The following is an 11,259-nucleotide window of genomic DNA, read 5'->3' on the forward strand; positions in this document are numbered from 1 at the left end:
GACTCTCACTTTCTCTTAATTTTTAATAGGGTGCACTTCTTTAGCATGGTGGGCTCACTTTAGCTAGGTATTTCATATTCTCATCTGTTTTTTATAAAGATGTGTTTTGAGAGAGACTAAGCAGCTCTCAGATATGGAGTTTTAAGAGAGACACTTTAGCTAAGGACTTATTGTGCGATGGAAACGATGAAGCCTCGATTTATATCAAATCGTATCAATGATAGGAGTGTTTTTCGAGATGATAGGAAATTTCGAGGTCTTCTCTTTCTTCCCTGTGACGTTTCAAGGCTGCAGGAGAAAATGCATCAGAAAAAGGAACAGCTGTCTTTGACTTCTTTGGTAAATGCTTCAAAATTTTTGTAATCACGTCAAGTGCAAGAGTGAAATCATGGGAGTTTCAAGTTAAAGGGTGTCATAGGGTTAATAAACGTAAAGTGTTTTGTTTTTGGAGCGCGGTTGCGTTATAGTGAAGGGGGAAAGCAAGGGAGGTTTTGATATGTTGAGTGAAGATGAAATTAAAAGACGTCGCTTTCATGCTAAAAATGCATTGGCAAGCCAACGTTTAGAAGGGTTGGAACCAGATCCACAGGTTGTTGCTCAAGTAGAGCGCTATATTATAGGTGAGCTTGAAATAAGTGATGTCATTAAAGATTATATAGAACGGGTAAAACGTGGTGAAGTATGAGGGGAGCGGCGATCCTTACACTGATCCTGAGACTGGTGTGTTGTATAATCGGTTTGGAATTAAAGACCAAAACACATGGGAGCGTGTAGAAGCTACTTTTGCTTATCTACGCTCTTTTGAACTTATGCTTACTCCTCTTCGTGGTAGGTTTGATCTAGCTCATATGAAAGAGATTCATAAAAAGCTGTTTGGTGATGTATATGAATGGGCAGGAGAGATCCGTTCGCTAGATATGAGCAAAGGGAATAGTATATTTGCTTATTATACTCAGATTGAAAATTATGCACCGAAGATTACACAGCAGCTTGTAAAAGAACACTATTTGCGTGATCTTGGTGCGAATGAATTCAGCTTGAGGGCTGGATATTACATGGGTGAGTTGAATGTGTTGCATCCCTTTCGAGAGGGGAATGGGCGCACGTTGCGTGAATTTATGGGGCAGCTTGCGCGTGAAGCTGGTTATTTTATCGATTGGAGTTCTCTTGAGCAACAAGAAATGATAGAGGCATCGGTTGCGGCGTATCATGGGAATTATGAACACTTGTCTACACTTATTCGTCAAAACCTCAATCTCTTATAAGTAGCGGCGTTTGTAGCAAGTGCAACAATGATGCCGAGTTTGAAAGTTGTCACTATAAAGTCCCATAAGGGCATGGAAGAGCGACCATAGATGACATTGTAACCAATAAATATAATGTAGAGTGTACAAGATATCTTAAGCGGAGTACCTAAAGCTGAGGAAAGATTTGAAATGGTTTCATTCATTGTCTCTGTAAGGGGCTCCATTAACATATTGTCTATATCAGTAAATATGCCTTTGCTTTCTATTGCTGCCATATAGATACCCCGCTATGCATTGTGTGTTTTTATAATTAATTGTTATCTTGTTCTTTTTCTTCTTGTTTTGCTTTAGCGCGCTCTTTTACTTTTCGTTCTTCTGCAGCGCGCTCTTTTGCTTCTTGTTCGGCTTGTATTCTATTAGTATCAGCTTCCATTTTTTCAAGATCAGCTCTCATTTTAGCTCTAAGTTTTTCCATTGTTTGACTATGACGTTTTGTATCTTCACGCGCTCTTTCTTCAGCTTTTGCTTCATATTCCTTTTCAAGTTCAAGCTGTGCTAGTCTTAGATTTTCACAATTTTTTGAAGTCCCTGCGAATCCGCATTTAGCATTCCACTCTTCCATCAATTTTTGATCTTTTTTAAATTCTGCGACGCTATAGGTTTTTTCGCAACCAGCAGTGATAATTCCAGTGCAAAGTAGTAATGTTGTTATGAGAACTTTATTCATGAATATTTCCCCTTCTTTCTTTCAGTTTTTGGTTTGAGCACAATTTTTACATTTTAAGTGGAGCACCTAAGCTTGATGAAAGATTCGAAATGGTTTTACCCATTGTATCTGTAATGGGATTCATCAACATATTATCTATATCTGTAAATACACCTTTGGTTACTATTGCCATTTAGATGCTTCGTTCTTCATTGTGTCTTAATGGTTATTTTGTTGTTCTTCTGCTGCGCGTTCTTTCGCTCTTCGTTCTTCCTCAGCACGTCGCTTTGCTTCTTGTTCGGCTTTTCTTTTTTGATATTCAGCTTCATTTTTTTCACTTTGAGCTCGCATTTCGGCTTTAAATTTTTCCATAGCATCATCAAGCTCTTCGTTGTGTTTCCTAATTCTCTCTGCAGCTTTTTCCTGACGTTCTTTGTCAAGTTCAAGTGCTGCTAATCTTAGGTTTTCACAATTTTTTGAAGTTCCTGCAAAGCCACATTTAGCATTCCACTCTTCCATCAATTTTCGATCTTTTTTAAATTCTGCAACGCTATAGGTTTTTTCACAACCAGCAGTGATAATTCCAGTGCAAAGTAGTAGTGCTGTGATAATGATTTTGTTCATGAATATTTCCCCTTCTTTCTTTCAGTTTTTGGTTTGAGCACAATTTTTACATTTTAAGTGGAGCACCTAAGCTTGATGAAAGATTCGAAATGGTTTTACCCATTGTATCTGTAATGGGATTCATCAACATATTATCTATATCTGTAAATACACCTTTGGTTACTATTGCCATTTAGATGCTTCGCTCTTCATTGTGTCTTAATGGTTATTTTGTTGTTCTTCTGCTGCGCGTTCTTTCGCTCTTCGTTCTTCCTCAGCACGTCGCTTTGCTTCTTGTTCAGCTATTATTTTTTGAGTCTCTGCTCTCATTTTTTCCATATCGGCCTTCATTTGAGTTTCCAATTTTTCCCTTGATTTGCGATTTTCTTCTGCTGCTTTACGTCTTCTTTCTGCTTCTTTTGCTTGACGTTCCTTCTCAAGTTCTAAAAATGCTAACCGCATGTTTTCACAATTTTTTGAAGTTCCTGCGAATCCACATCTAGCGTCCCACTCTAAGCGTAATTTTTCATCTTTTTTAAATTCTGCGACACTATAGGTTTTTTCACATCCAGCAGCGATGAGTCCTGTGCAAAGCAACAGTGCTGTGAGAATTGTTTTGTTCATAAATATTTCCCCTTCTTTCTTTCAGTTTTTGGTTTGAGCACAATTTTTACATTTTAAGTGGAGCACCTAAGCTTGATGAAAGATTCGAAATGACGCTATCCATTGTTTGTTCAAGGGACTTCGTCATGTAATTATCTACCTTAGTAAATATGATGATTTTTGATTTAATCGTTACTTTGTGTTTTTTCAGCTTGCTCTTTTGCTTTTCGTTCAGCTTGCCTTTTTTGATATTCAGCTTCATTTTTTTCATGTTGAGCTCGCATTTCGGCTTTAAATTTTTCCATAGCATCATCAAGCTCTTCGTTGTGTTTCCTAATTCTCTCTGCAGCTTTTTCCCGACGTTCTTTGTCAAGTTCCTCAGCTGCTTGTCTCACATTTTGACAATTTTTAGAATTATCGGAAGCTGCACACTTCCATTGAAATTCTCTTATTAAGCTTTCATTTTTTTTAAATTCTGCAACACTATAGGTTTTTTCACAACCAGCAGCGATGAGTCCTGTGCAAAGTAGCAATGTTGTTATGAGAACTTTATTCATAGGTATTTCCCCTTCTTTCTTTCAGTTTTTAAAGTGTGAGCACAATTTTTACATTCTGCTCTGTGTTTTAGGTTTTTGTAACCCCGTGACGACAAATCTAGGGCAAAGACAGAATGTTGCGAGAGATATCTTTGCCTATAGTTTAGTCGTTATTCTGTTTCTGTTTAGTTTCACTTTTTTCATGTTTATTTACTTGATTTTGCATTTTTTTAAAAAGCGTCTCGACGTTTGAAGGGGTCATAATAGATTTCTGTGACACGAAATTTTCCTTCCAAGCGTTTGCATTGGATGATGACATCAATCATAGAAATTAATAAGCCACGAATATCTTCTCGTGCTAAATTTCCACCGCCATCACTTTCTTTGACAAGCAGTGTCATTTGTTCAAAGGCTGAGAGCGCTGTGGAGGCGTGAACGGTGGTGATGGAACCAGGGTGACCAGAATTGACATTGCGGATGTAATAGAAAGCTGTGCCATCACGCAATTCTTGCAAAAGTATCCGGTCAGGGCGCATGCGTAGTCCCGATTCAAGGAGCTCTTTTGCACCCGCTTTTGCTAGACCTTGATTGTCTTTTGAGTAGAAAAGTTGCACTTTGTTTGAATGGGGAACGACAAGTTCTGGTGTATCCTCAATGGTGAGAATGCGTTCATAGTCAGGAATTTTGGCAATTAAAGCTTTAGAGAGTGTGGTTTTTCCCGAACCGGTTTTGCCAGATATCAAAATATTTTGTTGGGTAATAACCGCTCTCTCTAAAAATTTACAAAAATCTTTGGCTATAAAGAGATCGGTTAATTCTTGTTCTGTGTCAGAAAGTTCACCTGCTCGCTTTTTCATTTGTTCAAGCGGGGTAAAACTGACGTTTCTTGTTACAGAAAACAGTTGGTTTTCGTGTAAACTTTCAAGAGAAAAAGTACGGGATGAAGGTTTACGAATTGTCATGCTGATGGTATTGGCTGCAACAGCAGGAGGCATGACGATTTGTATGCGTTCATTATTGGGGAGCGTTGCAGAGAGAACAGGGTTTTCTACACTGATCTTTTGTGTTGTATAAGCGGCAACAACTTTTGCAATGCCCTCTAATTCACTATAGGTCAATTCTTTGATAGTATGGGTTTGCCAACCATTTGGACCTTCAACGATCACTTCACCAGGGCGATTGATGACAATTTCAAATAAATTATCGTCATTGAGATAGTCGCTTAAGATCTTTAATTTGGTTAAGACGATAGAGGCGCGTTCTGAATTTTTTGCTGTGGGCATAATTTCTTTTTACTACATTTGAGAATGGTAGAAGAAGTCTCTTGGAATAGAGCGTGGGAAGATTTTGTTTCTTCTTGTTGTAATGGAGAGTTTATAAACGGATGAAAAATCCAAATCTCGTGCCACAAAAATGTTGACGAGTTCGCCTTGGTATTTTTCTAAGGTAGGGGGGATGTTGATTTGGTTTTCAAGAGCTATACTTGCTGCATCTTTGCCAGCGTTGCTTGCGCCTCCAAAATCTCCTCCTCCGCCTGCACCTCCAAAGCCTCCTCCTCCAGAGTTGTTTGCGCCCGCTTTGTTGGAATTGTTTGTCATTTTATTGGTGAGGGTTGTTGTGGCGCCATCAATAACGGTAAGCAACAGGGAAGAGCCAAAGCGCTCCCACCAATGGGTGTTGATATTGCCATCAAAGCCTGCTCGTCCTAAACTATCGGTTGCTGGTGAGGCAAGGGGAATGATGACACCAGTTGGGGTTTTTGCTCTGGTCCAGAGGACAAAGAGGCGGGATTGCCCTTGTTTTATTCCTCCACGGTATTCGCCAATCACTTGGGTTCCTTTATCAAGCAAGACAACACGACCATTGTCAGAGAGGATATCGCGGTTAATGATGCAGCTTGCAAAGCCTGGTTGGTCACTGTTTAATGCCGTTTCTAAGATACAGGGGATAGAGGTTCCCATGGCGATGATAAAGTTTCTATTGCCGATGAAACTTGCTTTTGTCTCTTCTGTTTTGGTTGGTTTTAATAGGGTCGCAAAATTTTTGGTGTTTTGAAGGGCAGGAGAATTTTGCATATGCCCGAGATTTTCAAGGGTGTTCAATTTGTCAAAGGCGTTGGTAAGACTATTATTGACGATGTCTTTTAATTGAGACTTCGTGCCCCTAGCAAAAGCGAGAACGGGCGCGCGTCTTGCGGCATCAAGCAAAGGATCGTCTTTTTTGGGTTCTGGTGCGAGTGGTTGTGGGGGAGGCAGGGTTATGGGACCAAGTTTTGCGCGCGGGTCAGCAGGCGCTAATTCTAAGGGCGCTAGTGTATTGTGAAAGCTTTGTGCTTGTTTTTTATGAGATTTTGCTGTGTCTTTTTTTTCTTCGGGGGTGGATAAGATATTCCAAAGCATATAGCCACAAAATCCTATACAAGCTAGAGCGATGATAATTTTTTTGCCAAGGCTTTGTGAGGTATTGTTGCGTTTATCGCCAATTGCACCACGATCTTCGATAGTTGTTTTATCACTCATAGCTGAGCCCCCCTTTATTCCCGCTTCTTTAAAGATCTGATGCAACTTTGCGTTCAACAGATGGTGAGGTTGTTCCGGTTCCTGGATTTATGCCTTTTTGTTGATAGGCTTCATTAAAGATGCATAAAACATTTCTGCCATTTCTTAAGGTGAATCTGGCACTAATGGCATGGACAATGACCATATTGCCTTTGGTGGTTTTGGGAACGAGGGATTCTGTTCCGTCACTGCCAACAATATAAATGGCAGGGATTTCTTGATTGTCTGGAAAGGTAAATGTTGTGGTTTTGCCGTTGTCATAAACGGAGGAGGGTTCAAGATTGCTCGAGCCTTGTGCACTATAAGCCCAATTGCGTGGTCCGTAGGTTTCAGAAGCATCAAAAAGACCATCAATTTGTCTGGCTTGTTTTTTTTCTTGTCGCAAAAGTGCGGCAAGCCTTCTGCGTTCGGCTTCGTCTTGTGGATAGCGAAATTTGACAAGGAAATAGGTTTCTTGTGCGGTGGAAATTTCTCCATCTTTGACCATGAGTTCAAATTGATAGGAGCGTTTTGAGCCATCACGGCGGGTGGTGACCACTTGCAGATTGGTAATGGGCTGGACTTCTCGTGCTTTGAGGAACAGAATATTGCCAGCGGGGGCTACTTCCCAGGCAACGCTGTTGCCGATAGCGACATGGGCAATTTCTTCATCAGCAGAAAATTCTACCTGTACGGACGAGCGTATGGTGCCAATAATTTTTGTGACATTATAGGCATCATAATTGATAAAGCGAATGCGGCTGTCATTGGGTGCGCGGGTGGGAAAAACACTGGCATTGCCCCAAGGTGTAGGAGAAAGAGCGATGGCGCTTAGAAAAAGAAAAAGGAATTTTTTTTCATGGATTAGTTGACCACTTCTGGATCTGTTCTATATTCACTAACAATAAAGCCGAGAGGATTTATCAAACGGTTTTGTACAGAGATGGGGGCGTTGATATATTCAAAGGTGAGTGTTGCAACCCAGTGGCTGATGAATTCTTTATTGGTTTCATCGTCCCGTATTGTTCTGTAATAACGGACCTGTGCGACGTCCTGATTGATGAAGGAGATTGATTTTATCGTTACGGTGGCACTTGCGTGTTTGTAGAGGATTTGTGGACTTTGGGGGTTTTTTGCTCCATACCAGCTGGCAAATCTTTCTTGCTCTTCTGGAGAAGAAAGCAGAGAGACGGTTTGGAAGTTGTGTTGTACCTCCTCAGACTCAAAGCCTTCACGGCAGCGGACGTATTTTGCCGCAAAGTAGCGGGTGATCGCTTCGTCAACGTTGGTGGGGCCTTCTTTTAAGGCTTCCACAACCTCTGTAATGCCGGTTGAATTGTCGACACGGATGACAAAGGGCTCAACGGTTTTAAGCGGGGTGAGGGTGATGACCGCTAGCGAGGAGATGACCGCGACGATCACAGCTATGGCAGCGATAGCGAGGGAGGCGCGGGTGATGCGGCGTGAGGTGAGGATGCGGTCTTGATCAAAGGAGCGCGCATCAGCAATATATTGTTCTATGTCTTGTTCTTTCATGCCTTTTGCCCGCAGTCTTTGTAGGATTCCATTTCTTCATCGGTGAGTTTTTGGCTGAGAAGCGTTTCGAGCTTGCCCTCTTTCACAGATGATGGGAGGTCGGTATTGTTGCTGATGATGATGGGCGTGGAGGAGGGATTTTTCCCTTCCCAATTCCACATCGATTTGTTTAATGGCCGCTTAGAATATCCATCGCATTTTGGAAGTGACTTCAGCGTGTGTGATGAAGACATACAACCATTTAAGAGGATAAGCGATAAAATGACCCCAATTTTTTTAAACACTTTCCTATTTTCCTTTCCCGTATATCCTATCTGCAAGTTTTTGTGCGAATGATTGCTCCATAGCCTTGTCAAAAGATGATTGTTCCGTCATTTTTTTTGCTGCGTCTTGAACCATCTTTGTTGCTCCTGTAAGAGAAGCTCCTCCAGAGGCTAGAGCGGAGGCAATGCTTGGTAGTTGAGTGAAAAGATAACAACCACAAAAGCTCACAACCATGAATTTAACTAAAGAAAACATCATATCTGTAACGCTTTCTGAGAAAATGCCCGTTGCAAGATCGACATATAGACCACCAAGCAACACGACTAATACCTGCAAAATGATGAAGTTTATCGTTTGATTTAACCACGCTTCTGTGAAACGCCTTGTTGATGAAAACATATAAAGGCTTATAAAAAGAGGGCCTATTGATATAACAAGAAATAAGCCCAGTTTTGCAAATATTGAGACAATGAAACCAGTTGTAGAAACTATAAGGGCAGTCACTAAGCACAAAATACCAACAAACCAATTAACAAAATAAGTAGCTATTGCATACCATGCTGTCTTGTGTGCTGCATCAAAAACATGTGCAGTACCTTTTTCCAGCATATTATCCCATACATTTTTGTCTGAATGTACCGCTCCTTGGGTGACATTTGCAATGGCATTCGGTAGATCATTGAAAAATATATCCCTGACCCATATGTTATAGCCAGCAGCTTTTGTTACTAGTGTAACAATGATGCCAAGTTTGAAAACTGTTGCTATAAAGTCCCATAAGGGCATGGAAGTACGCCCATAGATAACATTGTACCCTATAAATATAATGTAAATTGTACAAGACACTTTAAGCGGAGCATCTAAAGCCGATGAAAGATTTGAAATGGTGTGATCCATTGTTTTTTCAAGAGACTTCATCACGTAATTATCTATATCTGTAAATATAGTTATATTTTCGAATGCCATTGCATGCCCGTTTTATTAAATTGTTGTAAATATGATTACTTCTGATTTAATTCCAGTAGTTTTTTCATTGTAGCTCGTCCTCTAGCTTCATTTTCAGCTCTTTGTTTTTTAGATTTTTCTTCCCATTCATCAAGTTCGGCTTGTTTTTTTGCTGTAAGTTCCTCTATTGTGTTATGAAGGCTTTTTGCCGCCTTATTCCATCTTTCTTCAGCTTTTGCTTCATATTCTTTCTGAAGTTCAAGCCCTGCTAATCTTAGATTTTCACAATTTTTTGAAGTTCCTGTGAGTCCACATTTTGCGCCCCATTCTTCCATCAATTTTTGATCTTTTTTAAATTCTGCGACGCTATAGGTTTTTTCACAACCAGCAGCGATAATTCCAATACAAAGCAGCAATGTTGTTATGAGAACTTTATTCATAAATATTTCCCCTTCTTTCTTTCAGTTTTTAGGTTTGAGCACAATTTTTACATTCTGCTCTGTGTTTTAGGTTTTTGTAACCCGTGATGACAAATCTAGGGCACAGACAGAATGTTGCCATAAATATTTCGGTCTACAATTCAATTGCTGTCCTGTTTCTGTTCAGCTTGTTCTTTTGCTTCTTGTTCGGCTTTAGCTCGTTCTTTCGCTTCGTGCTCGGCGATTTTTTTTGCATATTCAGCTTGTTTTTTTGCTGTAAGTTCGTCCATCATTTGATCAAAGCTTTTTGCTGCCTTATTCCATCTTTCTTCAGCTTTTGCTTCATATTCCTTTTCAAGTTCAAGCTGTGCTAGTCTTAGATTTTCACAATTTTTTGAAGTTCCTGAGAACCCACATTTAGCATTCCACTCTTCCATCAATTTTTGATCTTTTTTAAATTCTGCAACGCTGTAGGTTTTTTCACACCCAGCAGTGATAATTCCCGTGCAAAGTAGTAGTGCTGTGAGAATGGCTTTGTTCATGATCAGTGATTGTCCCCTTGTTTTTCAGATTTTTTTTGTTCGCTATCGTTTCCAAGGAGTTGATTTGCAAGGTTATGGTAATATTCTTTAAAAAGTTCAGCTGCTGCTACTCGTACGTTTTCACAATTTTTTGAAGTTCCTGAGAACCCACATCTCGTCACCCACTCTTCCATCAAATTTTTATCTTTTTTAAATTCCGCTACGCTGTAGGTTTTTTCACAACCAGCAGTGATAAGACCTGTACAAAGCAGCAGTGTGGTGATGATGATTTTGTTCATTCTTGATCCCCTCTTTTTTTCGTTTATTGACTACGAAGTTTTTTGGCATAGTCTTTATATCGCGCTGCAAATTCTTCGTAGCCACGTTCCACTTTGGCTTTTTCTTCTGCTTGTTGAATCATCGCGGTGGCTTGCATTTGGAGGACTTGTGTTTGCAGTTTTGCTTGTATTGCTTCTAATTGTGCTTGAATGCCTTGAATTTCACCAGCGTCTTTCGTACTGCCAAGTTTATCAAGAAGTTTGTTAATGGTTTTTTGTGTTTCACTGGCCTCTTCGTAAACGTCTTGGCCTTTTGCTGCTTGTCCTACCATGCGCTGTTGTGCTTTTTTCACTTCTTCTGCGTAAAAAGCATCCACTGCCTCTTTTGATCCAGCATCCCCCGATGGCTCTTTATATTTAAGTTCTTCTTGCCATTTTTGCGCGTTTTTGCTGCTGCCGCCACCGCCGCCGCCGCTACCACCACCGCTGCCCATCGATTGTTGAAAGTGGTTAAAATCAGAGGGCAGGGCGCCATTGCTCCCCTGCTTGTTGAACAGGTCTTTCAATGCCGAGATATCAGGCTTGACATTTAAAGAGCTATATAATTGTTTCATTTGACCAAGTTGACCTTTTAATTGATTAAGCTGATCATATCCTTGTTGTAATTGTTTTGCGCTGTTCTTCACTTGTTCTATCATTTGAGTTACAGCGGCGGGATCATAGACCATAAGGGCAAAGGCATTTGTTTTTAAGCCCAAAGAAATTGTGCAGAAGGCTGTTGCCCATAAAAGTTTTTTCATTGTTTTGACCTTTCTTGAAAAAGAGGAAGCCATTCTTCTGGAGATTCACCAACTTCATCCATGATGGTTTCTAAGAGTTCAATGTTTTTGGTGGTGCCGCTGAGGATGGCTATTTCATCATCAAAGCCGCGTAAATTCAGCTCTGCTACAACAGAACTTTGCCCCTGTTTGATGAGAAAACGCCGTGATTCGCGGCTTAATTCTGTTTGTATTAGGTTGAATTCTCTTTCTGATAATTTAAAACCTTCTACATAATCCGCGTGA

The 11,259-nt window shown here is 40.3% G+C and carries 18 protein-coding genes and 2 pseudogenes; 2 read left to right on the forward strand and 18 right to left on the reverse strand.

What is annotated here, in order from left to right; genetic code table 11:
• Positions 1 to 496: 496 nt before the first annotated feature.
• Both BN202_RS07730 and BN202_RS07735 read left to right on the forward strand, forming a co-directional pair.
• Complete coding sequence (locus BN202_RS07730; protein ID WP_034987941.1) at positions 497 to 685, forward strand: antitoxin VbhA family protein; 189 nt, start codon at positions 497 to 499, stop codon at positions 683 to 685.
• Positions 675 to 1,265, forward strand: a complete 591-nt coding sequence (locus BN202_RS07735; RefSeq protein ID WP_019220073.1) for a Fic/DOC family protein — start codon at positions 675 to 677, stop codon at positions 1,263 to 1,265. The genes BN202_RS07730 and BN202_RS07735 overlap by 11 nt, the downstream gene beginning before the upstream one ends.
• Here BN202_RS07735 and BN202_RS07740 read toward each other — a convergent pair.
• From BN202_RS07740 to BN202_RS07815, 18 genes and pseudogenes are all read right to left on the reverse strand, one after another.
• Positions 1,262 to 1,477: pseudogene (locus tag BN202_RS07740) on the reverse strand (type IV secretion system protein); the annotation flags it as partial. The gene BN202_RS07735 and the pseudogene BN202_RS07740 overlap by 4 nt on opposite strands.
• 80 nt (positions 1,478 to 1,557) lie before the next feature.
• Entirely contained in the window at positions 1,558 to 1,974 is a 417-nt protein-coding gene (locus BN202_RS07745; RefSeq protein ID WP_019220075.1) for an EexN family lipoprotein, read from the reverse strand.
• A gap of 46 nt (positions 1,975 to 2,020) precedes the next feature.
• A complete protein-coding gene (locus BN202_RS10470; protein WP_019220076.1) occupies positions 2,021 to 2,146 on the reverse strand; it encodes a hypothetical protein in 126 nt (41 codons plus the stop codon).
• A 26-nt stretch (positions 2,147 to 2,172) separates the two neighbouring features.
• Entirely contained in the window at positions 2,173 to 2,577 is a 405-nt protein-coding gene (locus BN202_RS07750) for an EexN family lipoprotein (protein WP_019220077.1), read from the reverse strand.
• 46 nt (positions 2,578 to 2,623) lie between these two features.
• Positions 2,624 to 2,749, reverse strand: coding sequence for a hypothetical protein (locus BN202_RS10475; protein ID WP_019220076.1), 126 nt, complete (start codon positions 2,747 to 2,749; stop codon positions 2,624 to 2,626).
• A gap of 26 nt (positions 2,750 to 2,775) precedes the next feature.
• Entirely contained in the window at positions 2,776 to 3,180 is a 405-nt protein-coding gene (locus tag BN202_RS07755; RefSeq protein WP_019220078.1) for an EexN family lipoprotein, read from the reverse strand.
• Positions 3,181 to 3,344: 164 nt separating this feature from the next.
• The gene (locus tag BN202_RS07760; protein WP_019220079.1) at positions 3,345 to 3,716 is read right to left on the reverse strand and encodes an EexN family lipoprotein; all 372 of its coding nucleotides are present in this window, start codon (positions 3,714 to 3,716) and stop codon (positions 3,345 to 3,347) included.
• Between the two features lie 209 nt (positions 3,717 to 3,925).
• Entirely contained in the window at positions 3,926 to 4,978 is a 1,053-nt protein-coding gene (virB11, locus tag BN202_RS07765; RefSeq protein WP_019220080.1) for a P-type DNA transfer ATPase VirB11, read from the reverse strand.
• 12 nt (positions 4,979 to 4,990) lie between these two features.
• A complete protein-coding gene (gene virB10 / locus BN202_RS07770) occupies positions 4,991 to 6,214 on the reverse strand; it encodes a type IV secretion system protein VirB10 (RefSeq protein WP_019220081.1) in 1,224 nt (407 codons plus the stop codon).
• A 28-nt stretch (positions 6,215 to 6,242) separates the two neighbouring features.
• Complete coding sequence (gene virB9 / locus BN202_RS07775) at positions 6,243 to 7,097, reverse strand: P-type conjugative transfer protein VirB9 (protein WP_034987867.1); 855 nt, start codon at positions 7,095 to 7,097, stop codon at positions 6,243 to 6,245.
• Positions 7,097 to 7,768, reverse strand: coding sequence for a VirB8 family type IV secretion system protein (locus tag BN202_RS07780; RefSeq protein ID WP_019220084.1), 672 nt, complete (start codon positions 7,766 to 7,768; stop codon positions 7,097 to 7,099). Before BN202_RS07780 ends, virB9 begins: the two co-directional genes overlap by 1 nt.
• Complete coding sequence (locus BN202_RS07785) at positions 7,765 to 8,001, reverse strand: hypothetical protein (RefSeq protein WP_051013512.1); 237 nt, start codon at positions 7,999 to 8,001, stop codon at positions 7,765 to 7,767. The genes BN202_RS07780 and BN202_RS07785 overlap by 4 nt, the downstream gene beginning before the upstream one ends.
• 55 nt (positions 8,002 to 8,056) lie before the next feature.
• The gene (locus BN202_RS07790; RefSeq protein WP_019220086.1) at positions 8,057 to 8,998 is read right to left on the reverse strand and encodes a TrbL/VirB6 family protein; all 942 of its coding nucleotides are present in this window, start codon (positions 8,996 to 8,998) and stop codon (positions 8,057 to 8,059) included.
• A gap of 35 nt (positions 8,999 to 9,033) precedes the next feature.
• Entirely contained in the window at positions 9,034 to 9,417 is a 384-nt protein-coding gene (locus BN202_RS07795; protein WP_019220087.1) for an EexN family lipoprotein, read from the reverse strand.
• Positions 9,418 to 9,557: 140 nt separating this feature from the next.
• The gene (locus BN202_RS07800) at positions 9,558 to 9,938 is read right to left on the reverse strand and encodes an EexN family lipoprotein (protein ID WP_019220088.1); all 381 of its coding nucleotides are present in this window, start codon (positions 9,936 to 9,938) and stop codon (positions 9,558 to 9,560) included.
• Between the two features lie 2 nt (positions 9,939 to 9,940).
• Positions 9,941 to 10,216: an EexN family lipoprotein gene (locus BN202_RS07805; protein ID WP_019220089.1), complete on the reverse strand. Its 276-nt coding sequence runs from the start codon at positions 10,214 to 10,216 to the stop codon at positions 9,941 to 9,943.
• 23 nt (positions 10,217 to 10,239) lie between these two features.
• Complete coding sequence (locus tag BN202_RS07810; RefSeq protein WP_019220090.1) at positions 10,240 to 10,995, reverse strand: TrbJ/VirB5 family protein; 756 nt, start codon at positions 10,993 to 10,995, stop codon at positions 10,240 to 10,242.
• Positions 10,992 to 11,259 (reverse strand): annotated as a pseudogene (locus BN202_RS07815) (transporter); the annotation flags it as partial. The pseudogene BN202_RS07815 and the gene BN202_RS07810, both read right to left, overlap by 4 nt.

Origin of the sequence: Bartonella florencae, assembly GCF_000312525.1 — a bacterium.
GTDB lineage: Bacteria > Pseudomonadota > Alphaproteobacteria > Rhizobiales > Rhizobiaceae > Bartonella > Bartonella florencae.

Excerpts from the sequence above, each read along its gene's own strand:
- BN202_RS07730 (WP_034987941.1), top strand. The coding sequence starts at position 497 with ATGTTGAGTGAAGATGAAATTAAAAGACGTCGCTTTCATGCTAAAAAT.
- BN202_RS07745 (WP_019220075.1), bottom strand. The coding sequence starts at position 1,974 with ATGAATAAAGTTCTCATAACAACATTACTACTTTGCACTGGAATTATC.
- BN202_RS10470 (WP_019220076.1), bottom strand. The coding sequence starts at position 2,146 with ATGGCAATAGTAACCAAAGGTGTATTTACAGATATAGATAATATGTTG.
- BN202_RS07750 (WP_019220077.1), bottom strand. The coding sequence starts at position 2,577 with ATGAACAAAATCATTATCACAGCACTACTACTTTGCACTGGAATTATC.
- BN202_RS10475 (WP_019220076.1), bottom strand. The coding sequence starts at position 2,749 with ATGGCAATAGTAACCAAAGGTGTATTTACAGATATAGATAATATGTTG.
- BN202_RS07755 (WP_019220078.1), bottom strand. The coding sequence starts at position 3,180 with ATGAACAAAACAATTCTCACAGCACTGTTGCTTTGCACAGGACTCATC.
- BN202_RS07760 (WP_019220079.1), bottom strand. The coding sequence starts at position 3,716 with ATGAATAAAGTTCTCATAACAACATTGCTACTTTGCACAGGACTCATC.
- virB11 (WP_019220080.1), bottom strand. The coding sequence starts at position 4,978 with ATGCCCACAGCAAAAAATTCAGAACGCGCCTCTATCGTCTTAACCAAA.
- virB10 (WP_019220081.1), bottom strand. The coding sequence starts at position 6,214 with ATGAGTGATAAAACAACTATCGAAGATCGTGGTGCAATTGGCGATAAA.
- BN202_RS07780 (WP_019220084.1), bottom strand. The coding sequence starts at position 7,768 with ATGAAAGAACAAGACATAGAACAATATATTGCTGATGCGCGCTCCTTT.
- BN202_RS07785 (WP_051013512.1), bottom strand. The coding sequence starts at position 8,001 with ATGTCTTCATCACACACGCTGAAGTCACTTCCAAAATGCGATGGATAT.
- BN202_RS07790 (WP_019220086.1), bottom strand. The coding sequence starts at position 8,998 with ATGGCATTCGAAAATATAACTATATTTACAGATATAGATAATTACGTG.
- BN202_RS07795 (WP_019220087.1), bottom strand. The coding sequence starts at position 9,417 with ATGAATAAAGTTCTCATAACAACATTGCTGCTTTGTATTGGAATTATC.
- BN202_RS07800 (WP_019220088.1), bottom strand. The coding sequence starts at position 9,938 with ATGAACAAAGCCATTCTCACAGCACTACTACTTTGCACGGGAATTATC.
- BN202_RS07805 (WP_019220089.1), bottom strand. The coding sequence starts at position 10,216 with ATGAACAAAATCATCATCACCACACTGCTGCTTTGTACAGGTCTTATC.
- BN202_RS07810 (WP_019220090.1), bottom strand. The coding sequence starts at position 10,995 with ATGAAAAAACTTTTATGGGCAACAGCCTTCTGCACAATTTCTTTGGGC.